The following is a 22,579-nucleotide window of genomic DNA, read 5'->3' as shown; positions in this document are numbered from 1 at the left end:
TCACGCGCGCCGGCGGCCGCCCGGCATGTGCTCCGTCGTCAGCCGGTCGAGCTCGCGCAGATCGTTCTCCAGCGCAGGCGTGAGCGTCGTGCGCAGGTGATCGAGGAAGGTGCGGATCTTCGCATCGAGATAGCGGCGCGTGGCATACACGGCATAGACGCTCACCGTCTGCAGCCGGTACTCGGGCAGCACGCGGATCAGGCGCCCTTCGCGGATATCGTCGAGCACGGTATACAGCGCCACGCACGCGATCCCGCGCCCGGCACGCACCGCGACGCACAGCGCGTCCGGCACGTTGACCTGGAACGGCGCCGGCTGCAGCGCGTAGACAGTCTCCTCGCCGTCGCTGCGCTCGAGCCGCCATTCGCCGGCCGGCGACGCGGGCGTGTCGAGGCGCAGGCACACGTGGTTCGGCAGTTCGTCGGGCGTCTGCGGCGTGCCGTGCCGCGCCAGGTATTCGCGCGACGCGACGAGCACGCTGCAGCTCGTACCGCAGGTCTGCGCGACATAGCCGGAATCGGGCAACTGCGACGCCGTCACGATCGACACGTCGTAGCCCTCTTCGACCAGATTCGGCATCCGCTGCGCCAGCGTCAGCTCGACCGACACGTCGGGATTGTCCGCCTGGTAGCGCACGATCGACGACACGACATGGCTCTGCCCGAGCCCCGTCATCGCATGAATGCGCATCTTGCCGCTCGGCCGCAGCAGCGCGTTGCGCGCCTCCGCGTTCGCGTAGTCGAGTTCCGCGAGGATCGATTTCGCGCGCTCGAAATAACGCTCGCCGCTTTCGGTCAGGCCGAGGTGGCGAGTCGTGCGATGCAGCAGGCGTGTCTGTACGTGGGCTTCGAGGTTCGAGACCGCGCGCGACACCTGCGCGGTGGTCGCGTCGATTTCCTTCGCGACCGCAGTAAAACTGCCGGCTTCGACAACGCGCACGAACAGGCGCATGTTTTCGAGCATGTCCATTGAATTGGCTTGGGGAGAGTCAGTGGGGAGGCGTCGGCGGCGCTCGCGTCAGAGGAGCAACGGAGCGCGGCCGCGAACCACGTCGAATCGATCACCGTGCCGAGGAGAAGGCGGGAGAGCGGGCATCGCGGACGGGGTTCTGGCATGACGGGGGGAATTGACTGCGCCGAATTGTACGCCGCTGCAGACAAATTTGCGCGGTTCCGCGTGGGCAAGTTCCCATCCGACGAAAAGATTTTGCAAGACTTGCACGTCGCACGTCTGCAACGGCTTGATGCAGCGCGACAATATGTATCACAACACGATATAATTGCGGGCTTGTCGCCGCGCCTCCCCGCATCGTCATTTTTACCGCTTACCGTCCATGTCGTCAGGCTCCTCCCCGTCGCGCCGCACGTTGCGGCAATGGCTGCACAGCTTCATTCCCCATCCGATGACACTCGGCTGGCGCGAGCGCCTGCGCTCGTGCACCGGCGCGCTCGTGGGCATTGCGACGGTCGGCGTCACGATGCGGCTGCTGCCCGGCGTGCCGGGCCTCGTGCCGCTGCTCGTCGCGCCGATGGGGGCATCGGCCGTGCTGCTGTTCGCGGTGCCGGCCAGCCCGCTCGCGCAGCCGTGGTCGATCATCGGCGGCAATCTCGTCGCGGCGACGGTCGGGGTCGCATGCGCGCAATGGATCGCCGATCCGATCACAGCCGCCGCGGTCGCGATCGCCTGCGCGATCGGCGGCATGTTCGTGCTGCGCTGCGTGCACCCGCCGTCGGGCGCCGTCGCGCTCACGGCCGTGGTCGGCGGCCCGGCGATCCATTCGCTCGGCTTCGGCTTCGTCCTGCAGCCGATCGCGCTGCAATCGGCGATCCTGCTGTCGGCCGCGCTCGTCTACCACGCGCTGACCGGGCACCGCTACCCGCACGGCGGCGTGCGCCCCGAAGCGAAACAACAGGCAGGCGCCGCACCGGCGCGCGGTGGCTTCACGCGCGGCGACCTCGACGCGGTGCTGAAGCGCCGCAGCGAATGGCTCGACGTCGATCCGGACGATCTCGAAGCGCTGCTGCGCGAAACCGAAATGCAGGCTTATACGCGCACGTTCGGCCAGTTGAAGTGCGCGGACCTGATGACGAAGAATGCGATCGAGGTCGCGCCGTCGACGTCGGTCGCGGCCGCGCTGACGCTGCTCGACCGTCACCGCGTGAAGGCGCTGCCCGTGGTCGACGGCGAAGGCCGCCTGACCGGCATCGTCACGCGCGCCGACCTCACGCGTCAGTTGCGCCGTCCGACGCCGCTGTGGCAGCGCCTGTCCGCCCGGTTGCCGCAATCGTTCGGCGGCCAGCCCGCGAGCGTCGCGTCCGTGATGACGCGCGACGTCGCGTCGGTGCCGGAAACGATGCCGATCACGGCGCTCGTGCCGCTGTTCACGCATTCGGGCCACCACCATATTCCGGTCGTCGATGCATCGCGCCGGCTCGTCGGCATCATTACGCAGACGGATCTCGTCACGGGCCTTTATCAGCAGACCCAGATGCTCGAGGCCGCGTAGCGCGCATCGCGCGACGCAACCGCCTGCGAAACGCGGAATACATTCGTTTCGCCAGATTTCGGCCATTTATATCATGTTGTGATATATTTACCGCCACCGTAACCGACTGCCCGACCGACCTCGATGAACGATACCCGACGCGCGCTCGCGAAAAGCGATTTCCAGCAACTGTCCGAGTTCCGCTACCAGATGCGCTGCTTCGAGCGCTTCTCCGAACGCGCCGCGCAAAGCGAAGGCGTGACGCCGCTGCAATACCTGCTGCTGCTGCACATCAAGGGCTACCCGCATCGCGAATGGGCGACCATCGGCGAACTCGCGGAACGCCTGCAGGCGCAGCACCACGGTGTCGTGGCGCTGGTGACGCGCTGCGAAGCGCTCGGGCTCGTGAAGCGCAAGCCGAGCGAAGCCGACCGTCGCCAGGTCGAAGTCCACCTCGAACAGGCGGGCGAAACGCTGCTCGCCCGTCTCGCGGCCATGCACCGCGCCGAGCTGAAGTCGCTCAAGGACGCGTTCCAGGTTCCCCAGATCGATTACTGACCCTTGCCCTTGCCACTCCGATGAACGCACCACACAAACGCGATTTTTCGACCAACGAACGCCTGCCCAGGATCGCGTTGCTTGCCGCCGGGATCGGCCTGCTCAGCACGCTTGCCGCATTCGTGCTGTTGAGCCTGATCCACCTGTTCACGAACCTGTTCTTCTTCCAGCAGTTCTCGTTCGCCGACCATTCGCCCGCGAACAACACGCTCGGCGCATGGGTGATCGCCGTTCCGGTGATCGGCGGCCTGATCGTCGGCTTGATGGCGCGTTTCGGTTCGGAGAAGATCCGCGGCCACGGCATTCCCGAAGCGATCGAGGCGATTCTGTTCGGCAAGAGCCGCATGTCGCCGAAGGTCGCGATCCTCAAGCCGCTGTCGTCCGGCGTCGTGATCGGCAGCGGCGGCCCGTTCGGCGCCGAAGGCCCGATCATCATGACGGGCGGCGCGCTCGGCTCGCTGATCGCGCAATGCGTGCACGTGACCGCCGCCGAGCGCAAGACGCTGCTCGTCGCCGGTGCGGCGGCCGGCATGACGGCCGTGTTCGGCACGCCGGTGGCCGCCGTGCTGCTCGCGGTCGAACTGCTGCTGTTCGAATGGCGTCCGCGCAGTTTCCTGCCGGTCGCGCTGGCGTGCGCGGTGGCGGGCTTCGCACGCGCGGTGTTCTTCGGCGTCGATCCGCTGTTTCCGGTGACGACCGCCGCGCCGACGCCCGTCGCGCTGCTGTCGTGCATCGTCGCGGGCCTGCTGTCGGGCATGCTCGCGTGCGGCCTGTCGGCGGCGCTCTACCGCGTCGAAGACGCCTTCGCGAAGCTGCCCGTGCACTGGATGTGGTGGCCCGCGCTCGGCGCGATCGTGATCGGCATCGGCGGCTGGCTCGAGCCGCGCGCGCTCGGCGTCGGCTACGACGTGATCGGCGACCTGCTGCACCAGCACATCGCGCTGAAGATCGCGCTCGCGCTACTGATCGTGAAAGCCGTGATGTGGGTGATCGCGCTCGGTTCGGGCACCTCGGGCGGTGTGCTCGCCCCGCTGCTGATGCTCGGCGCCGGCCTCGGCACCGTGCTGTCGCCGGTACTGCCGGGCGGCGATCCGGCGCTGTGGCCGCTCGTGTGCATGGCCGCGACGCTCGGCGCGACGCTCGGCGCCCCGCTCACCGCGATCGTGTTCGCCTTCGGCCTCACGCACGACGCCAATGCGCTGTTGCCGCTGCTCGCCGCGACGCTCGTCGCGCACGGCTTCGCGACCATCGTGATGAAGCGCTCGATCATGACGGAAAAGATCGCACGCCGCGGCTACCACATCTATCGCGAATACGGCGTCGATCCGCTCGAGCGGCACGACATCGGCGAAGTGATGACGTCGGCCGATCGGCTCGTCGCGATCGACGGCTCGGCGACGCTCGATACCGTCGAGACGCAATACTTCGGCGCGAAGCAGACGCATCGTGCGTATCCGGTCGTGCAGAACGGCCGCCTGCTCGGCCTCGTCGATCGCGCGACGCTCGATGCGCAGCGTGCACAAGCCGGCGCCGACGCGCCGATCTCGGCCGCATTCGCCAACCGCGCACCGGCCGTCGCGCTGGCGCACGAAACGTGCCGCGTCGTCGCGTCGCGCCTCGCGATGCTCGGCCTCGAACGCCTGCCGGTGGTCGCCGACGAGCAATCGCTGCGCATCACGGGCATCGTGTCGCGCAGCGACCTGATCAAGCCGGCGCTCCAGCACTTCGACGACGAACACAAGCGCGAGCGCTTCCGTCCGGTCGTCCCGGCCAACCTGCGCGACGTCGGCTCGCGCAAGATCGGCTGACACGGCCCGCGTGCGCGGCGTCCGGCCGCGCACCGCTTCCCCGCCTCGCCTTGCTGCCCGATGCCGCGCGCCCGTCGCACGCCGCATCGCGGCCCCACACCTTCTCCGTTTAAAGTTGGTTAACAATTCGGCAGACGAAAGTTTGTCATCATGGTGCTCATGCGACGGGGCCATCCATCAGCCATTCCACTTCGTCATCAGATAAAGAGTCGCGGCGCGGCATGCACGCACATGCCGCAAGCCGCGGCCGCCATCTCACCACACCACGACCGGGCAGCGCACCGACCACGCCAGGCATGACGTCGAGCCGTACGCGACGCATGCCGCACCGCAGCAACATGCGCAGCATCCGAGCCGCCGTTTGGCAAGCGCGTTAACAACTTGTTTCGGAATGACCGGAACCGCGCCTGCCCGATGCGAATCTCACTTGCACGCAGCACTGCTGCGCATCCCACTCAATCAATCACGACTCGAGGGAGATAACGTGAACGTGAAATACTTACCGCTCATCGCATTGACCGTGGCAATTTCTGCTCATGCCGCCGAACCTGCCGTGCAGAACGTGGGACAAAGCCAGAAAGCGGCTCCCGACGTCTCGGCGTGCATCGCCAAGACCTGGGCCGACAAGTCGCAACAACAGGTGATCTCGCAGAACGTGCTGGCCAACGGGCTCGCGACCGACGTGTACGCACCGGGCCAGCAGCCGCCGAACGGCGCCGCCGCGATGGTTCGTCCGTCGTGGAAGCCGGGTGCGAAGACGTGGGTCGGCGTGCGCGGCGACGCAGCGTCCGCCGGCGATATCAACGCCTGCCTGTAACGATGTAACGAGAACAGGCGCTCCGGATGGCCTTGCGCCATCCGCTTGCGACGAGCCCCGCTTCGGCGGGGCTTTTTCTTTGCCGCGCGGGAAGCGTCTTACAGGTAGCTGCAGACGTAATCGAGCGTCTCGAGCACTTCGATGTCGAAGCGGCTCTTGCCCGGCACGGAGAACGATTCGCCGGCGCCGTAGGTCTGCCATTCGCTGCTGCCGTCGAGCTTCACGCGGCACTTGCCGGCCTGCACTTCCATCAATTCGGGCGCGTCCGTGCCGAAGTTGAGCGCGCACGGCAGGATCACGCCGAGCGTCTTGCGCGTGCCGTCCGGGAAGAGCACGGTATGCGACACGCACTTGCCGTCGAAATAGACGTTCGCGCGCTTGACGACCGATACGTTGTCGAATTGGGTTGCACTGGTCATGTGATGCCTCTGATTGCTGGATGCCGGATGGCGATGGGGTTGAAGGCCGGCCGTAGCGGCGAGCCATAGCGGCGGGCCGGCCGCTATGATACCGGCTCGCGCAATATGGGCCGCAATGATCCGCGGCCAGCGCATGCCCGCCCCCACGATCGTCAGGATCACTACGTGATCTGCGCGGGGCGCGGGCTCACCGCAATCCCTTGCGCCGCGCGGAATCGCGCAGGCAATCGAGCAGCATCGCCGCGGCCGGCGTCAGCGGGCTGTCGCGCCGCGTGACGACCTGCACCGATACGCCCGGCAAGCGCTCGCGGATCGGCAGCACCGCGAGCTGGTCGCGCGCCCATTCGCCTTGCAGCAATTGCTCCGGCATCGATGCGATCAGGTCGCAACCGGTCATCAGGCTGTGCGCAAGACCGAAGCTCGGGCATTCGACGACGCGCGCCGGCACCGGCAGCCCGTACGCGACGAACGAGTTGAACAACACCTGTGTCGAGCTTTCCGGAGACGGATTCATCAGCCAGTCGGCCTCGACGAGATCGGCGAGCGACGTGGCCGACGCGAGCGGATGCCCTTTGCGCGCCACGATGAGCGAACGGCTCGCGTAGAGCTCCGCATGATCGAACTCGGCCGCCAGCAGTTCGGGCACGACGACGGCCACCGCGAAATCGAGCGAACCGTCGTGCAGGCGCGGCAACGCGACGCCCGGAAACCCTTCGACCAGATTGACGCGCGCCACCGGAAAGCGGCGCCGGAACGCACGAAACGCGTCGGGCAGGATCGTCACCGCCGCCGCCGGCGTGATCGCCGCCGCGACGGAACCCGTCATCGCGCCCTGTGCCTGCTCGATGTCGTCGCGGGCGCGCTGCATTTCGGCGACGATCAGCCGCGCGCGCACCTGCAGTTTCTGGCCGAACGCGGTGAGCTGCACGCCGCGTGCGGTGCGCACGACGAGCGATACGCCGAGCGCGATCTCCAGCTCCTTGACCGCCTTCGTGAGCGCAGCCGGCGACACGTTCAGGCGCCGCGCGGCCGCACGAATGCTCCCTTCCTCCGCAGCGGTGACGAACGCTTTCAGCTGATGGTATTTCATGGCGGCAATGCGTGATCCGTGGAAACCCTGGGCGCCGCGCCGTGCAGTGGCTCAGGGTATTCCCGAGCGGCAACCGACGGTGTGCACCAAAGCAATTTAGCAGCTTCTGGTACGCAAAAGAAATTTATATGCTTGGCCGTCATATGCGCGTCAAACGCCCCACCGGCCCCACAGGAGACACCATGCTGCAAGCCGTGAACCCCGTCATCCCCGGCATCGCCGCGATCGCCCCCGAGCTCGTCGAAGTGCGCCGCCGCATCCACGCCCATCCCGAACTCGCATTCGAAGAAACGCTCACGAGCGACCTCGTCGCCGAGCTGCTCACCGGCTGGGGTTACGACGTGCATCGCGGTATCGGCAAGACGGGCGTGGTCGGCGTGCTGCGCGAAGGGCAAGGCACGCGCACGGTCGGACTGCGCGCCGACATGGACGCGCTGCCGCTGTCGGAAACCACGGGCCTGCCCTACGCAAGCCGCCACGCGAACAAGATGCATGCATGCGGCCACGACGGCCACACCGCGATGCTGCTGTGCGCGGCGCGCCACCTCGCGGCGACGCGCCAGTTCTCCGGCACGCTGAACCTGATCTTCCAGCCCGCCGAGGAAAACTTCGGCGGCGCGAAGGCGATGATGGACGACGGCCTGTTCGACCGTTTCCCGTGCGATGCGATCTTCGCGATCCACAACATGCCGGGCCGCGCGGCCGGCGACATGGCGTTCCGCACCGGCGCCGCGATGGCGTCGGCCGACCGCGTGACGATCACGCTGCGCGGCGTCGGCGGCCACGGCGCGATGCCGCATTTCGCGCGCGATCCGATGTCGGCCGCCGGCAGCATCATGGTCGCGCTGCAGACGATCGTCGCACGCGAGGTCGACGCGCAGCATGCGGCCGTGATCACCGTCGGCAGCGTGCAGGCCGGCGAAACGTTCAACATCATTCCCGAAACCGTCGTGATGAAGCTGTCGGTGCGCGCGCTGAACGCCGACGTGCGCGCACTGCTCGCGCGCCGCATCGAAGCGCTCGTGAAGGGCCAGGCGGAAAGCTTCGGCGTCACCGCGGAAGTCGACTACGACTATGGCTACCCGGTGCTCGTCAATCACGCGGAACCGACCGCGTTCGCGGTCGACATTGCACGCCAGATGCTCGGCGCCGAGCGCGTCGAATCCGAAGCCGCGCCGCTGATGGGCAGCGAGGATTTCGCGTTCATGCTCGAAGCGCGCCCCGGCTGCTACGCGTTCATCGGCAACGGAATCGGCAGCAAGGGCGGCTGCATGGTGCACAACCCCGGCTACGACTTCAACGACGACATCCTCGCGATCGGCGCGAGCTACTGGGTTCGCGTCGCCGAAGCCTGGCTCGCGGCCTGACGGCCCTTCATCACGCAGTTCCGCGCTCAAAGCAAGGGAACCCCATGGAAACGTCCGCCCTTTCGTTCGCCGGCACGCCGGTCGATGCCCGTGCCGCCGCCAAGAAACGCCGGCTGATCGCAGCCGCCGCCGTCGGCAACGCGCTCGAGTTCTATGACTTCACGGTCTACAGCTTCTTCGCGATCCTGATCGGCAAGCTGTTCTTTCCCGTGCATTCGTCGTTTGGACAACTGATGCTCGCGGTCGCGAGCTTCGGCGTCGGCTTCGTCACGCGTCCGCTCGGCGGGCTCGTGATCGGCATGTACGCGGACCGCGCCGGCCGCAAGAAGGCGATGATCCTCACGCTGCTGCTGATGGCGTTCGGCACCGCGATGATCGCGGTCGCGCCGACCTTCGCGCAGATCGGCATCGCCGCGCCGCTGCTGCTCGTGCTCGCACGGTTGCTGCAGGGGTTCGCGTCGGGCGGCGAAGTCGGCGCATCGACGACGCTGCTGCTCGAACAGGCGCCGCAGCATCGACGCGGTTTCTATGCGTCGTTCCAGTTCTCGAGCCAGGGGCTCGCCGCGCTCGCGGGCGCACTCACCGGCGTCGCACTGACGTCGACGCTGAGCGCCGCGCAACTCGAAAGCTGGGGCTGGCGCGTGCCGTTCATCATCGGCACGCTGTTCATGCCGATCGGCTACTGGCTGCGCCGTACCGTCGAGGAAGTGCCTGCCGCCGTGCCGGCCGCCACGCACGACGAGCCGGTCGCATCGCTGCCGCTCGCCGACGTGCTGCGCCATCACGGCAAGGCCGTGTTCGCCGGCCTCGGCGTGACGATCGGCGGCACGTCGATCCACTACATCATCGTGTTCTACATGGCGATCTACGGCGTGCAGGTGCTGCACTTGCCGACCTGGTTGTCGATGACGGCGGGCTGTGTCGCCGGTGCGATCCTGATGCTCGTGACGCCGATCGGCGGCCATCTGTCGGACGTGTACGGGCGCAACCGGATCGTCTGGTGGACGCGCATCGTGCTGATGGTCGCGATCTATCCGGCGTTCATCGCGCTGAACCGTTGGCCGGGCGCCGTGTCGCTGCTGTCGATCATCGCTGCACTGTCGATCGTGCATGCGATCAACATTGGCGCGACGGGGGCGATGCTCGGCGAGTTGTTTCCGCGGGCGGTGCGTGCGACGGGCGGTGCGCTCGTGTACAGCGTCGGCGTCGCGATCTTCGGCGGCTTCGCGCAGTTCTTCGTCACGTGGCTGATCGCGGCGACCGGGAATCCGAATGCGCCGGCGTGGTATGCGATCGGCTGCGGCGCGATGACGTTGCTTGCGATTCGGTGCATGGACGAGAAGGCGGGGAAGGCGTTGGATTGAGCAGCGGCCGGTGCGCGGCACGTGATGACGCGGCGCACGCGCATCAAGCATGATGCGCTCCATCGTCACACCACGACCACACTTCGACTACGCCCCGCGCGAACGCCTTAGCCGGGCTCGCCTGATTGCGCTAACGACGGTCAATCTGACACAGTTGACATGCGAGCGAGGGTTCCGCTTCGTGGAACTCATGCCCAGCTTATACCGGATGACCGACGCACTGAACACGTTGGAGCAATTTCGTTCGCCAAGCGAAACGTCGTCGAACGATTACTGCCGGTCAAGCCACATTCGACTGTTGTGAGGCTTCGAAATTATGATAGCGACAGACGAAAGCGCGTTCATTGAAAACAGCTTGAAAACGTCGATCCCTCTGCTCGACCTCTACCTGTCGCGCTACACCTCCGCCAACAGCTTCACGCAGTTCGTCTTGTTATCGAAGAACGACGGCTCCGTGATCGTTCGTTGCCCGATGCGGCCGAGCCTCGCGCGGATGTCCGATGTTGTAGCGTTACACAAGGCTCGAAATCACGTGACAACCGCATGTAGCGCGATGGCCGTGCCGCGCTATCGGAATGCCGTTGTCCTTCATCGACTCGTCGCCTTCCTCGATGACGTTCGGCGACACGTCCGGATGCTCCGGGCACGATACATGGTCACCTTTGCGGGCAACGTAGCGGCCATCGAATTTCATGCTCGATGAACCCGTTTCGACTTTGCCACCGTGATCGGTATCATCGCCGACTCGAATAAAATTGATCATCTGCCGGGTACCCGGGGGAAGTGAAGAACAAATTCACCAGTTTTTAAAGAAATTAAGTCTGGCCACACAGGCGTTGTGCTCTTCCCGCAACTTTGCTGCGGTCATCTTGCAATTCAAATCCACATATTTAACCCAATCTGGATTGCTTCCATCTGGTGTGCTTTTTATCAATTTAGATATTACCTTGTTAGTGTCTCCGTTTTCGTAAAGATTCGCCATGACGGAGAGCGATCGTCTGAAATCATCCATGCCAATAGATGATCCTAAGTAGCGAATTTCATTCGTTCTCATCTCTGTCGCCGATGTCAAACAAGTCCATTTGTCGATAGACGCCTCCGCTCCCGGGGCGGTGGCGTCAAAAGCCGCATTGCAATATTTCTCTTTATATGTAACCCACGCCCTTTGGGCTAAGATGAGATTTTGCTTCTCCAGAGGAGCCGCTTTCCCCAGAAATTCACTGTAGCTTCTGTTTAATATTTTATCCGCCTCCTCGTAATTTGTTTGTGCACAATTGGTTAACTCCGCATTGGTTTGGCCATTACAGACTACCTTCGAAAAGGCTGCGCTCGAAATCATCACCAGTACAAAAAAAGCAATATTCTTCGTCACAATTTATCTCCAACAATCACAAGTCATACCTTTCTCGAACAGAACTGCCTCCTTCTCTCGCCGTTTGAGCAGGCCGTCGTTCCCGGTTCCTTCCCATAGTACTTTCATGGCACGTAACTGTGCCGCAACTTCCGGGAGGTTCTTATTCTGAATGGCTGCTCTAATGTTTCTCATGTGAACCCGTGTTTTTTGTCCGGGCTTGTCTTCAAGCTGAGCCCCGCGATTATAGACTAAACTGAGCAGCGCCCCTTGACAATGAGGATGTAGTTCTGTCGTACCTGGGAATGCATCAACGGTAAATTGAGCGTAACGTTGCTTAACCCTCTTGGCCATCTCGAGGGCTTTGGGTTCGGATATTTTTATATCACTAAAAGACGGAATAAATGCACGCGCCGCGTCCCCTCGCTTCCCGAGCGCGGTTAATAGCAGGGAAATCTCTTCCTCAGTAAAGAATCCATCCAAATCAACGCGAACCATTGCTTCGGTTTGTTGTCCCAAGTCATAGCCGTAACCAATTGTTACACCACTGGACTGGCTATTTTTAGGAACATACGGAATTTCACCAAATCCTTCCGAATCGAGAATAAGGTGAAAACCTTCCACGGAAGCATAGAACATTCCCTCCGTGGTGTGAAATTCCAGCACGTCAGTTTTACATTTTTGGCTACAACCAGCCATAAAATTTCCAATCAAACCGATCGGATGGAGGTGCCAAGGCGAAAGGTCCGTGGGGAAGCCATCGACACCCTTGATTTCCTCCCACCACTGAAGCTTCGCGAGCCGATCCAGTTCTGTCTTCCACATCTCGGTCTGCTTCTGCATGAGCGGGCTGAGTTCTTCCCACTTGCCCAGACCGCCGCCCCATTCAGTTTCATTGCGCACCACAAGATGCGACACCGCTTCGGCCATCCACCGCGTTTCCAGTGCGTGTTTCAGTTCCTTCGCCGTCACCTTCCCGTCGTGGTCCGTATCGATTGCCTTTTCAAGCTTCGTGATGAGTTCGCCAGCGTTGACCTTCGCCGATTCCCCCATAAACTCAGTCCCTTCCTCGTCCGCTAGATATTGTTCGGTCGTATGGATATGGCGTTTGAACATGTCGGCAGGGCTGACGCTGCCGTTGTCGACCAATTCGAAACCCGGCCATTCCCAAGGACTACGAAACTGTACGTGTGGGTGATCTGTGTCGCACACCCAGCCTTTCAGTTCCGAACCGTCCTTCAAACCAATCGTGATATTCCACCAATGATGGCCCTTGTCATCAATTGCGACGCTGCCTTCACCGAGTTTGTCAAGTTCGGTACGACGAAGCACGTCTCGGAAATCCGCTCCCGGCTCGCTCGCCTTGGATACGTCCAGCGGAAAGTTCTGCCATCCAGCAACGTTCGCCGTGCTGATCGTGTTCGCCAGACTGCTTTCGACCCACAGCGGTTTGCCAACGTCCGCGAACGTTTGCTTGGCCTTCTGTTTGCCCTTCGCGGGCACATTTGTCACACTCTTGGGCTGAACCCTGATCCAGCGCGAACCCTTTGCATCGCCTATCGGCACGAGCTTCAACCCGGATTGGGTCAGCTTCTGATCCGGCGCGGGCACTTCGCTTACCAGCTTGGCCCCCGGCTCGATTTCCAGAAGCGGTTTGTTTTTATCGTTCAGTTCTTTCGCACGCGCACGGCTTTGATCAATGAAGTCTTTCAGGTCCGGCCCCGCGAACACTTCGAGATGCAACATCGGGTAGTTCGACTTGGGCGGTATCGGACTGGCCTTCATGGGCCATTGATACTGACCGACATGCGCGACGACTTCGCCTGCCTTGACGTGCTGCGGCTCCTTCAGGATCACGACCGTATCAAGCGGTTTCGGATCGACAACGGCGTCCAGTTCCCCTTTGAACACGTAGCTCCACTGTGCTTGGGGAGATACCGGCTTACCCACTTCGGCAGACAAAACCGTGCCCGGTTTTATGGCCTTGATCTTGATCCAGTCCGGGTGTGCAGGGTCGCCTTCGCCCGCAATGATTTCGGCTCCGGTCGGTAATATCCCGATAATCTTGCTCTTGCCATCCGGCAACTCTCGAATGTGCAATCCCGTCTCGGGAGCCGGTGGTGCGGCATCTTGATCGCTATTCGGAGGCGGCGGTGCGTCCTGATTGGTGTTGTTAATCGGCAGATCGTCAGCCCCATCGGTCCGCTTCGCGGGCAGCTGCGCAGGCGCTTTCGGCTTCGGAACGGCTTGCTTGTCCTTCGCCTTGTCGCCCACCCGATAGTACCGGTCGCCTTCCCAATATGACATCGGTGACGGAAGTGGCTGGTCCGGATGCCGGTCCGTTTTCGCTTGCCCCATCCCCTTTTGATAGGTTTCCCAATCCATCGTGTGCATATACAAGCTGAAGAACACGAGGGATTTGTCCTTCGCCGGTTTGCTGCTGGGCGGGTTGTCGGCGGGAGCGGGTGTCGGAGGCGTGGCGGTACTCGATGCGGGCGCGGGAGCCAACGCCGGTGCCGAAGCCGGTTTCGCGGGTTCTGTCGGCGCCGGTTTCGGCGGCAATTTCAGTTCGTGGCGAACCAGTACAAAGCCGGTCGAGTAGTGCGCCAGACCAACGTTGTTCGGGTACGTCGTTTCCTCGTATTTCGTGTTCAGCCGGTACGCCACGATTTTGCCGTCCGCAATCGCACGCACGCCGCTGTCCTGCTTCAGCATTTCCGCGCTGCCGTCGGCGAAATGCACGCCGCCGTGCCACATGCCGCTGACACCGAGCGGATAAAAGCCGTTTTCGCACTTGGCCAGCGCCGTGAAATAGGTCATCGGGTCGGCTGCGTCGTTCTTGCCTACGGGCGTGAACGGGTAAGCCCAACTCAGTGGCGTATCCGCCGGTTCGGCAGGTTTGGGGGCCGATTTTGGAGCGGCCGGTGGATGGTGCTTCTTTTTAGGCGTTGTCTTGCTCATGATTCCCGACTCGGATTCGGTTTCAGGATTTCTTGTATTGGAACGATCCCCCCGCGCGGTTTAACCGGAGAACACCGTGAAACGACCTCCGTCGGCCGATACCGGCGACGAATGCAGCGGATTTTTCAGCGTGCCGCTTGCCGCTCCTGCTTTCTCCCAATTCGCGCACTTTTCTACAATCTGGCCCGACGTTGCGTTCTCGATCATGTTCGCTGTCAGCTTGATATACGAGCCGTTCGCGCCGATCCAGATTTCATCGGCCGACAGATACATCTTCTTGCCCGCCGTAATCTTCACATCTTGCGAAGCAGCCAAACTCATCGAATCATTCTGCGCCTGAAGGTCTATCGGGCCGCTCGCCGCGTAGATCTTGACGCCGAGTTTTTCCGCAAACAGGCTGATTTGCTCCAGCACACTGGCGAGTAACGCCCGTCCGGCCGCGAGGTTAATGTCTTCCCCCGCAACCAAGTTGGTCTGCTTGTTTGCTGTGATGTGCGCCGATCCTTGGGTCGATGCGGCTATGCCTTCCGGGCTCGACAGCAGCATGATCGGCTTCGCAAAACCGTTCGCGTTGCCCGTGCCGCCGCCCGCCGTACGCCCGCCCTTGCTCGTGCCCGCCACTACGTGCTGCGTGGCATCGGTGAAGGCTTTCAGCGCGTCGTGGCCGCTTTGCTGGCTTTGCGCCCGATTCGTCTGGCTCGCCTTCGACGTCGTCGCCAGCATTGCTTCGGCGCGGGTAAGCTGTTCGGACGCTGCCGTCACACTCAGCGGCTGGGTCGCGGCGGGTTGCGTCGAAACATAGAGCCCTTGTTCGGCCCGCACCGCACCGTAGCCCAATGACTTGAGGTCAAAGCCCTGCCCGATGAACGCACCACGCGTGTTGCCCGAATGCTGGATCAGATAGCCCAGATGCAGATGCGAGCTATAACTCGTCGAGTACAAGTGCACGCGGTTCTGCCCGCTGGCGTCATCCATCATCAGTTGGTTATAACCTTCACCGCCGTATTCGCGCGACAGCAAGCCCGAGGTCAGCCCATGCGTGTGCCATTCCGGCATGCTTTCGCCGCCGTGCATTCTCGACAGAATCACCGGGCGATCGCAATCACCGTTGATGAAGCCGATCAAAACTTCATCGTTCTTGCGCAGTGGAAACATGCCGCCGCGCTTGTGGCCCGCGTCCGGCATCGCCGCGCGTATCCACGCCGATACGTTCTGGTCGCCGTCATTGAGTCGATTGGACGTCAGCCGGATCTTCGCTCGCAGCATCGCATCCGTATAAATTTCTTCGCCCTCCGGCCCGCCGACGATGCCCGTCTGAAGCTGCATGATCGGTTTCTTGTGTTCGAATGGGCTACGAAACGCGACGCGGCGCCGTTGCGCTTCGATTTCGACGCGGAAGAATCCAACGCCGCCGTCGTCATGACGCACGGACGAACCCGCACCGCTCGCGCGCGCCTGCTCGACTTCAGCGCGCAGGCTCCTGCGAAAACGCATCAGGTTGTCGAGTCCCGGCACGTTGTTCTGGATGAGCCAGCTTACCGAGAGAATCGCCATTTCACGATCCTGATCCGGCTGCGCATCATGGACGGGGTGCCCGGTCAGCACCCCATAGCGGCCAGGCCATGCGCAACGCAACGCGCCCACACCGTAGAAGCGTTGCGCGCGTGAGCGCCATTCTTCGGTGACAACGTTTGCCTGAGCCTCGCCCATGTCGCGATCGGACCACGTATGCGCCCCCGTGTATTCGTACTGCTCGCCCAGCCCCGGTACATCGTCAAGATCGAACGCGGGCATCATGACGTGCTTCGAAAGATCCGGACGCTTGTAGTCGAACGTGCCCGTGTCGAGTTCGGCCGTCTGAATTTCTTGCGAGTCGATCCACTCGCTAAGACCATCGAATTCCTCGTCCTGTACCGAGCGGCTAAACGAAATGGTTTTTTGCTTCAATTCGGGAACCGAGAAAAGATCGTCCATGATGACGACCTTGTGAGACTTGCCGTCCTGCGCAATATCGAAACGCGGAAAAAGACCGAGCTCTTCGAATGTACGATGCACGTAATTCCAGTCGGATTCCCATTGCATCCGCTGAGAATACGAACGCAACGCTTGGCGCAGTTGCCAGGTAAAGTTACCGGCAGCCTGCGGATACTTTCCCAGCACATCGGACACGGTTTGTTGCGCAGGTGTCTCGATCCAGTCGCGCCGGTCACTGCCGAGGCGCAGCAGCGCGAGGAATGAATTGAAGCGGAGTTGATAGTACGTATTGGCTCCGTCCCCGCCCAAGCGACTGAACGCAGTCACATAACCGTGAATCGGCATTTCGCTGCCGTCCGTTTGCCGAATCCACAGCGTCACGGATTGCCGGATTAGCGCCTTCGCCGGAATCGTTTCGAGTCGCGTCGACGTTGCGTCGATCGTGAATTCGAAGTCTCGCCCAAGGCACGCGCGCCCCCGGACATAAAGCGGGACCAACCAGTCTTCGCCAAGCGGCGTATCGAGGCGGACAATTCGTCCGTGTTGCACGTATTGCGTGCGCAGTGCCTTGTTCAGGAGATCGGAAACCATCAGGCTACCCCGTACCGTGTTGTAACAAAAACGGCCGCCGGGCAGCGCCGGGCGGCGGATTGGTATCTCGTCGAAATAGGAAAAAGCTCAGAATTTTCCGGCCACTGCTGCGGTCTTCGGCATAGACACGATTCAAGCCGCACACCGGACCGAGCTGGAATTCATCATATCAAATCCAATTCGGATGCAACTTACGTCACGCTTTCGAGCACAACGATATCGTTCGGCCGCACAAGCACGCAGGCCGTGAGGGCACTGCATTCGGCAGCGGTAGCGACAGCGCCCGTTGTAGCCCGGGCCAGCCAGATAGCGACAAATCGTATAACCGTTGTTTGCTTCAAATTTCCAGGCAGTAAATGTTAGAGAATGTGAACCCATCGAGCGCGTACCGCTGGCAACGCAATGCTCATGCACGTCATGCGCACTCGGCGAACCGATGACTGCGCGACGAGCGGCCGCTATATGACCCTCGCAACCGCCGTAAACGCAAAAAGACACGGACCTTCACCGCCCGTGCCTTTTTCCCCTACACAAACCGCCCGCGCTCAGAACGTATGCATCATCCCCACATACGCGCCCGTCTGCGACTCGCCCGTCATCGGGCTCGTCCCCGACGTTGCGTCGCGCGGCGTCGCGAGCAGCGAGAAGTTCGAATTCCCGCCGTTGCGCACATACGCAACCGTGCCGTACAGGAACGTGCGCTTCGACAGGTTGTACGTGGTGCCGAGCACGTACATCATCGCGTGCCCCGACGGGTCGTGCGCCGCATCGCCGCCGCCGTCGCCCACCTTCACGTAATAGCCGCCGCCCGTCACGGCCCACTGCGGCGTCGCCGAGTAGGTCGCGCCGAGCCAGTAATGATCGGCGCGGTCGGCGACGCCGGCCGGGCTGTCCGGCGCCTGGTAGTGCGTATAGGCGCCCTGGATCTTGAACTTCGACACCTTCACGTTCGCGCCGACGAAGTACTCGCGCGACGCCGTGAAGATGTTGCTGAACTTGCCGTTGTTGTCGCGCAGCTCGTCGTAGATGCCGCGCACGTCGAGCACCGGCGAGTGGTACGAGATCATGATCCCGTCCGAGCGGCCGAAATCGTCGGCCGCGCCGTAGTTGAAGCCGCGCGACTGGTTGCCGAACGCGTATTGCGCCTGCACGTCGAAGCCGCCGATCACCGGGCTGTGATATTCGATGTTGTTGCTGCTCTGCTGCCAGTTGCGGCCGCGCACGAGCGACGCCGACGAAAACGCCTGCTGGACGAACGGATCGAATTCCCACACGCCGTCGCTGTCGATGAACAGGTTGCGGCCGGCCTGCAACTGGCCCCACGTGTTGCTCTTCAATCCGACGTACGCGCGCCGCGACCACATGCGCCCGCCGCCCGTCTGGCCGTTCATCACCTGGAACGCGGTTTCCAGGTTGAACACCGTCGACATCCCGCCGCCGAGATCCTCGACGCCCTTCAACCCGAACATGCTGGTGCCCCAGTCGCCGCTTTCCGCGCTCCAGCGCGTCCCGCTGCCACCGTTCGGCTTCGCGATGTGGTTCAGGTATTCGATGCCGCCGTCGATCCGGCCGTATAGCGTGACGCTCGTCTGTGCAAGCGCGGCCGCAGGCGTGGCGGCCGCAATCAGCCATGCGAAGTATTTGAGTCGCAAAATGATGCCCCCTCGAAGTCTCGACCGTCCGACGCGCGCCCCATGCACGCGCCTCGGGTCGGCTTACCCGCGATCGAGCGAAAAACGTCCGGGGCCGGCCGCGCAGAGCGCGAGCAAGCCGCCCGAGATCGCGATGTTCTTGTAGAAATGAATCATGTTATTGATCTGCTCGCCGCCCGTCATCGTCCAGTAGTGGTGACCGATAATGGCGGTGCCGATCGTATACAGCGCAAGCAACAGCGCGAGCGGCCGCGTCTGGAAACCGACGAGGATCGCAATCCCGACGAACAGCTCCATCACGACGGAGATCGCCGCGGACACGATGGGCGCAGGCGCGCCTTCCGAACCCATGAACGCGATCGTACCGGAGAAGTCGATAATTTTCTTCCAGCCGAACATCACGAACAGGATCACGATCAGGATTCGGGCAAGCAGCAGCAGCACATCGCGCTGGGACGCGAGAAACGGTTGATTCGGTGTCATGGTGTGATCAACGAAAACGATGCGCGCATCCGCACGCACCGGATTGCCTTTGAACCGGGGCGGACGGCCATCCGCGCCGCCCGCCCCGCTCTGCAACAACCGGCATCGGGGTCCGCCCGATGTGCTGTGCTCCTCCTCTTTTACGTTGTCGCCCTGCTTCGTCGCGTGCCGCGTCAGCGCAGCTTCGCGACGTCCTGCTCGGTCACCTTCGCGGCCGGATTGCCGAACTGCCCGGTCAGGTAGTTCGTCAACGCGGCGATCTGCGCATCCGACAACTCGTGGCGGAACGCCGGCATCCCGACGTCCTCGCTGCCGGCCTTGCGCTGCACGCCGTTCAGGATCACCTGCACGAGGTTGGTCGGATTCGGTGCGCCGACCGTCGAGTTGTGGAACAGCGGCGGGTAGTAACCGTCCTGCGTGCCCTTGCCCTGCATCTGGTGGCAGGTCGCGCAGTTGCCGAGATACAGCCGTGCCGGATCGATGCCCGACGACGCGAGCGCGACGCCGCGCAGCTTCAGGCCATCCTCGGCCGGCTTGCCCCACGACGAGCGCGACTGCTTCGCGTCGCCGCTGGCGACGGCCGGCACCGTGCGGATGTACGTGGAGATCGCGCCGATGTCGGCTTCGGTCATCTTCGAGAAGCTGTGCTCGATCGCCTCGGCCATCGGGCCGGCCGCCTGCGCGAGGCCCGGCACGCTGCCGGTGCGCAGGTACTGGACGAGTTGCTGCTGCGTCCAGCCGCCGATCCCCGCGTTCGGGTCGGACGTGATGTTGTAGCCGTCCCAACCCGCGAGCACCGAGCCCGACAGGAAGCTGCCGCCCGTTTCGTCGAGCGACTTCTCCTGCATCGCGATGCCGCGCGGCGTGTGGCACGTGCTGCAGTGCGCGAGGCCCTGCACGAGATACGCACCGCGGTTCCACTCGGCGCTCTGCGCCGGCTTCGGCTGGTAGACGCCGTCCTTCAGGAACAGCCAGTTCCAGATCTTCAGCGGCCAGCGCATGCTCAGCAGCGCGGGGATCTCGTTCTTCGGCGGCGCCTGCTTGACCGGTTCGACGCCGTGCATGAAGTACGCGTACAGCGCCTGCACGTCGTCGTCGTTGATCTTCGCGTACGACACGTACGGCATCGCCGGGTACAGGTTGTCGCCGTTCTTCGACACGCCGTGACGCACCGCACGCTCGAAGTCGTCGAACGTCCAGTTGCCGATGCCCGTATCGGGATCGGGCGTGATGTTGCTCGTATAGATCTTGCCGAGCATCGGCACCGGCATGCCGAGGCCGCCCGCGAACGGCTTGCCGCCCTTCGCGGTGTGGCACGCCATGCAGTCGCCGGCGACCGCGAGGTATTCGCCGCGCTTGACCTGCGCCGGATCGGCCGAATCCGCCGCGCGTGCGAGGCCGGGCAGCGCGAGGCAGCCGGCGAGGAGGAAGGTGAGAGTAGATTTCCGCACGGTCAGACTTCCTTCTTCAGCGTGTCCGACATCCGCAGCGCGAGCGCCGCGATCGTCAGCGTCACGTTCACCGTACCGACGGTCGGCATCGTCGAGCTGCTCGAGATGAACAGGTTCGGATGGTCGAACGTGCGGCAGTCCTTGTCGACGACCGAGTCGCGCGCATCCGCGCCCATGATCGTCGCGCCCGTGATGTGGTTGTTCGGCGCGAACTCGTCGTTGAAGACGACGTCGGTGCCGCCGAGCACCTTCGCGGCGGTCGCGTAGACCTCGCGCGTGTGCACGGCGCCGCGCTTCACGTAATCGTCGATCGCATACGTGATCTCGGGGCGCGGGATGCCGATCGCGTCGGTGGCCGTCTTGCTCGGCACGATGCGGTTCTCGGGTTGCGGCAGGATTTCGTGGAAGCAGTCGAACTGCACGTAGCGCGCGGAACGGTCGCGGATCTGCGCGTCGAGCTCCTCGTGCTTCATCAGCTTGCCGGCCTTGAAGATCTTCTGCGTCTCCTGATTGATGCGCGACATGTTCGACAGGTGGATCTTCTTCGCGGCTTCGGTCGCGCGGAACGGGCCGTCGCGGAAACCGATCAGCGACGTCATCTCCTGCGGGCCGCGGCCCGGCCACAGCTTCTCGTTCGCGTAGAACGACACGCCGGTGCCCGGATGGTCCATCAGGTTGCGCCCGACCATGTCCGAGCTGTTCGCAACGCCGTTCGGGAAATCGCGGTTCGCGGACATCAGCAGGATCTTCGGCGTCTCGATGCCGTTCGCGGCGAGCACGAAGTACTTGCCCTCGACGCGATGGTCGGCGCCCGTCTTGTCCTTGTAGATCGCGGCGACGATGCGCTTGTCCGGCCCGGTCTCGAGCTTGTAGACGACCGCGCTGTCGATCAGCTTCGCGCCGGCCTGCTCGGCCTTCTCGACGTGGACGATGCCGTTGTACATCGCACCGATCGGGCAGATCGGCATGCAATTGTTGTTCCCGCAACAGGTCGGCCGGCCGTCGTACGGGCGGCTGTTGCGCGCGACGGGCTCGGTCACCACGTGGAACTTCGGGTCATAGCCGTTGAGCGCGCTCTTGATGGTCTGCTCGTTGAACGACAACGGCAGCGGCGGCATCGGATACGCCTGCTTGCGCGGCGAGTACAGGTCTTCCTCGGGGCCCGGGCCCCACACGCCGAGTTCTTCCTCGGCACGCTGATAGTAATGCTCGAGGTCATCGTACTGGATCGGCCAGTCGCGGGCGACGCCGTACACGGTCTTCATCTTGAAGTCGTTCGGGATGAAGCGCCATGCCGACGCGGCCCAGTGCCACGTCGTGCCGCCCACCGCACGGATGTACTGCGAGTTGAACTTGTGCTCGCCCTTCAGGATCAGGTAGTCGTTCGGCGGGCCGTACTCCGGATGCGGAGCCCACGGGCTCGACGGATACGGCGCCATGAAATCGGTCTTGTCCGGCTGATTGCGAAAGCGCTCGACGATTTCCCAGCGCGGCATGCGCGGGCCGGCTTCCAGGAGGATCACGGACTTGCCCGCCATCGCGAGCTGGTGCGCAACGATCGCGCCGGCGACACCCGAACCGACGACGACGATGTCGGCTTTTTGCGTATCGGTATCGGCCATCAGGCTTGCCTCTCGGTCGGTTTTTCGGCCCAGAAGCCGGGTTTGTTGGGGCAATACGAAGGGATCACGAGCGTATCGGACACCACGCTGAACATTAATGCTTCTTCGTAGGTAATCACGACGTTGTCGACGATGCCGAGATACCACGCGCCGAGAATCGTCAGTGCGAGCGATTCCTGGTCGGGATTCAGCGAGCCGGATGCGAGCGCACCGGCGAGTTGCGGCAGGCTGTCGGCCGTCTTGAACGAGCCCTTCTGCAATGCCTGCAGATAGCGCTGGCCGGTCACGCGGCTCAGCCCTTTCTTGCCGGTCAATGCTTCGGAAAGCGTCATGAACGTATCGAGCGGCGCGGTGCCGGGATCGTCGGCCAGGGCCCGCAACGCCAGCGAGCCCGTGAGGCCCGCCGCCGTCAGCGCCAGTGCGCCCTGCAGCCATTGACGCCGCGTGATGCCGGTTGCGGCTGCGTCGTTGTCACGACGCGAGTGGGGGGTGTTGTCGTTGTGCATGTTTCCTTCTCTCGAACACCGGATTCGGGAAAACCACGCTTGATATTTCTCAAACATTGGCGCGGACCTGCAATGTACGC

General features: G+C 63.1%; 18 protein-coding genes and 1 pseudogene. 7 read left to right on the top strand and 12 right to left on the bottom strand.

Annotated elements, in window-relative coordinates; translation table 11 throughout:
* Entirely contained in the window at positions 1-969 is a 969-nt protein-coding gene (locus tag C4B30_RS03150; protein WP_089501863.1) for a LysR family transcriptional regulator, read from the bottom strand.
* A 364-nt stretch (positions 970-1,333) separates the two neighbouring features.
* Between C4B30_RS03150 and C4B30_RS03145 the strand changes: the two genes are divergently transcribed.
* The 4 genes from C4B30_RS03145 to C4B30_RS03130 all read left to right on the top strand — a co-directional run bounded on the left by C4B30_RS03145 (position 1,334) and on the right by C4B30_RS03130 (position 5,668).
* Complete coding sequence (locus C4B30_RS03145; protein ID WP_105131693.1) at positions 1,334-2,506, top strand: HPP family protein; 1,173 nt, start codon at positions 1,334-1,336, stop codon at positions 2,504-2,506.
* A gap of 123 nt (positions 2,507-2,629) precedes the next feature.
* Positions 2,630-3,043: a MarR family winged helix-turn-helix transcriptional regulator gene (locus tag C4B30_RS03140; RefSeq protein WP_027780821.1), complete on the top strand. Its 414-nt coding sequence runs from the start codon at positions 2,630-2,632 to the stop codon at positions 3,041-3,043.
* A gap of 20 nt (positions 3,044-3,063) precedes the next feature.
* Positions 3,064-4,851, top strand: a complete 1,788-nt coding sequence (locus C4B30_RS03135; protein ID WP_105131692.1) for a chloride channel protein — start codon at positions 3,064-3,066, stop codon at positions 4,849-4,851.
* A gap of 484 nt (positions 4,852-5,335) precedes the next feature.
* The gene (locus C4B30_RS03130; RefSeq protein ID WP_175888591.1) at positions 5,336-5,668 is read left to right on the top strand and encodes a hypothetical protein; all 333 of its coding nucleotides are present in this window, start codon (positions 5,336-5,338) and stop codon (positions 5,666-5,668) included.
* Between the two features lie 98 nt (positions 5,669-5,766).
* Here C4B30_RS03130 and ppnP read toward each other — a convergent pair whose 3' ends face one another.
* A complete protein-coding gene (ppnP, locus tag C4B30_RS03125) occupies positions 5,767-6,087 on the bottom strand; it encodes a pyrimidine/purine nucleoside phosphorylase (RefSeq protein ID WP_006478890.1) in 321 nt (106 codons plus the stop codon).
* Positions 6,088-6,274: 187 nt separating this feature from the next.
* A complete protein-coding gene (locus C4B30_RS03120; RefSeq protein WP_027780824.1) occupies positions 6,275-7,177 on the bottom strand; it encodes a LysR substrate-binding domain-containing protein in 903 nt (300 codons plus the stop codon).
* 182 nt (positions 7,178-7,359) lie between these two features.
* Here C4B30_RS03120 and C4B30_RS03115 point away from each other — a divergent pair, with 182 nt between their 5' ends.
* From C4B30_RS03115 to C4B30_RS36175, 3 genes and pseudogenes are all read left to right on the top strand, one after another.
* The gene (locus C4B30_RS03115; RefSeq protein WP_105131691.1) at positions 7,360-8,544 is read left to right on the top strand and encodes a M20 aminoacylase family protein; all 1,185 of its coding nucleotides are present in this window, start codon (positions 7,360-7,362) and stop codon (positions 8,542-8,544) included.
* 44 nt (positions 8,545-8,588) lie between these two features.
* Positions 8,589-9,908 (top strand): MFS transporter, encoded by a 1,320-nt coding sequence (locus C4B30_RS03110; protein WP_105131690.1) that lies wholly within the window; start codon positions 8,589-8,591, stop codon positions 9,906-9,908.
* A 316-nt stretch (positions 9,909-10,224) separates the two neighbouring features.
* Positions 10,225-10,377, top strand: a pseudogene (locus tag C4B30_RS36175) (hypothetical protein); the annotation flags it as partial.
* 42 nt (positions 10,378-10,419) lie between these two features.
* Here the strand turns inward: C4B30_RS36175 and C4B30_RS03105 are convergent.
* From C4B30_RS03105 to C4B30_RS03065, 9 genes are all read right to left on the bottom strand, one after another.
* Positions 10,420-10,671: a PAAR domain-containing protein gene (locus C4B30_RS03105; protein WP_080681162.1), complete on the bottom strand. Its 252-nt coding sequence runs from the start codon at positions 10,669-10,671 to the stop codon at positions 10,420-10,422.
* Between the two features lie 33 nt (positions 10,672-10,704).
* Entirely contained in the window at positions 10,705-11,280 is a 576-nt protein-coding gene (locus C4B30_RS03100) for a lysozyme inhibitor LprI family protein (protein ID WP_158683363.1), read from the bottom strand.
* 3 nt (positions 11,281-11,283) lie between these two features.
* A complete protein-coding gene (locus C4B30_RS03095; protein ID WP_105131688.1) occupies positions 11,284-14,220 on the bottom strand; it encodes a calcium-binding protein in 2,937 nt (978 codons plus the stop codon).
* A gap of 60 nt (positions 14,221-14,280) precedes the next feature.
* Positions 14,281-16,785, bottom strand: coding sequence for a type VI secretion system Vgr family protein (locus C4B30_RS03090; protein WP_027780829.1), 2,505 nt, complete (start codon positions 16,783-16,785; stop codon positions 14,281-14,283).
* Positions 16,786-17,330: 545 nt separating this feature from the next.
* On the bottom strand, positions 17,331-18,437 hold the full coding sequence (locus tag C4B30_RS03085) for a porin (protein WP_105131687.1): 1,107 nt from the start codon (positions 18,435-18,437) through the stop codon (positions 17,331-17,333).
* Between the two features lie 63 nt (positions 18,438-18,500).
* Complete coding sequence (locus tag C4B30_RS03080) at positions 18,501-18,920, bottom strand: DoxX family protein (protein ID WP_089501872.1); 420 nt, start codon at positions 18,918-18,920, stop codon at positions 18,501-18,503.
* A gap of 173 nt (positions 18,921-19,093) precedes the next feature.
* Positions 19,094-20,371 carry a cytochrome c gene (locus C4B30_RS03075; RefSeq protein WP_089501873.1) on the bottom strand — a complete coding sequence of 426 codons (1,278 nt, stop codon included), beginning with the start codon at positions 20,369-20,371 and terminating at the stop codon, positions 19,094-19,096.
* Between the two features lie 2 nt (positions 20,372-20,373).
* Positions 20,374-21,993, bottom strand: coding sequence for a GMC family oxidoreductase (locus C4B30_RS03070; protein ID WP_027780833.1), 1,620 nt, complete (start codon positions 21,991-21,993; stop codon positions 20,374-20,376).
* A complete protein-coding gene (locus tag C4B30_RS03065; RefSeq protein WP_089501874.1) occupies positions 21,993-22,499 on the bottom strand; it encodes a sugar dehydrogenase complex small subunit in 507 nt (168 codons plus the stop codon). Before C4B30_RS03065 ends, C4B30_RS03070 begins: the two co-directional genes overlap by 1 nt.
* Positions 22,500-22,579 lie beyond the last annotated feature (80 nt).

The organism is Burkholderia sp. BE12 (genome assembly GCF_002959955.1).
In the GTDB taxonomy this organism is placed as follows: domain Bacteria; phylum Pseudomonadota; class Gammaproteobacteria; order Burkholderiales; family Burkholderiaceae; genus Burkholderia.
This window is presented reverse-complemented; position numbering and strand designations above follow the sequence as displayed.

Bases quoted from the DNA above. Each gene is read 5' to 3' on its own strand.
- C4B30_RS03080 (WP_089501872.1), bottom strand. From the start codon at position 18,920: ATGACACCGAATCAACCGTTTCTCGCGTCCCAGCGCGATGTGCTGCTG.
- C4B30_RS03065 (WP_089501874.1), bottom strand. From the start codon at position 22,499: ATGCACAACGACAACACCCCCCACTCGCGTCGTGACAACGACGCAGCC.
- C4B30_RS03095 (WP_105131688.1), bottom strand. From the start codon at position 14,220: ATGAGCAAGACAACGCCTAAAAAGAAGCACCATCCACCGGCCGCTCCA.
- C4B30_RS03115 (WP_105131691.1), top strand. From the start codon at position 7,360: ATGCTGCAAGCCGTGAACCCCGTCATCCCCGGCATCGCCGCGATCGCC.
- C4B30_RS03070 (WP_027780833.1), bottom strand. From the start codon at position 21,993: ATGGCCGATACCGATACGCAAAAAGCCGACATCGTCGTCGTCGGTTCG.
- C4B30_RS03135 (WP_105131692.1), top strand. From the start codon at position 3,064: ATGAACGCACCACACAAACGCGATTTTTCGACCAACGAACGCCTGCCC.
- C4B30_RS03120 (WP_027780824.1), bottom strand. From the start codon at position 7,177: ATGAAATACCATCAGCTGAAAGCGTTCGTCACCGCTGCGGAGGAAGGG.
- C4B30_RS03105 (WP_080681162.1), bottom strand. From the start codon at position 10,671: ATGATCAATTTTATTCGAGTCGGCGATGATACCGATCACGGTGGCAAA.
- C4B30_RS03090 (WP_027780829.1), bottom strand. From the start codon at position 16,785: ATGGTTTCCGATCTCCTGAACAAGGCACTGCGCACGCAATACGTGCAA.
- C4B30_RS03110 (WP_105131690.1), top strand. From the start codon at position 8,589: ATGGAAACGTCCGCCCTTTCGTTCGCCGGCACGCCGGTCGATGCCCGT.
- C4B30_RS03145 (WP_105131693.1), top strand. From the start codon at position 1,334: ATGTCGTCAGGCTCCTCCCCGTCGCGCCGCACGTTGCGGCAATGGCTG.
- C4B30_RS03150 (WP_089501863.1), bottom strand. From the start codon at position 969: ATGGACATGCTCGAAAACATGCGCCTGTTCGTGCGCGTTGTCGAAGCC.
- C4B30_RS03140 (WP_027780821.1), top strand. From the start codon at position 2,630: ATGAACGATACCCGACGCGCGCTCGCGAAAAGCGATTTCCAGCAACTG.
- ppnP (WP_006478890.1), bottom strand. From the start codon at position 6,087: ATGACCAGTGCAACCCAATTCGACAACGTATCGGTCGTCAAGCGCGCG.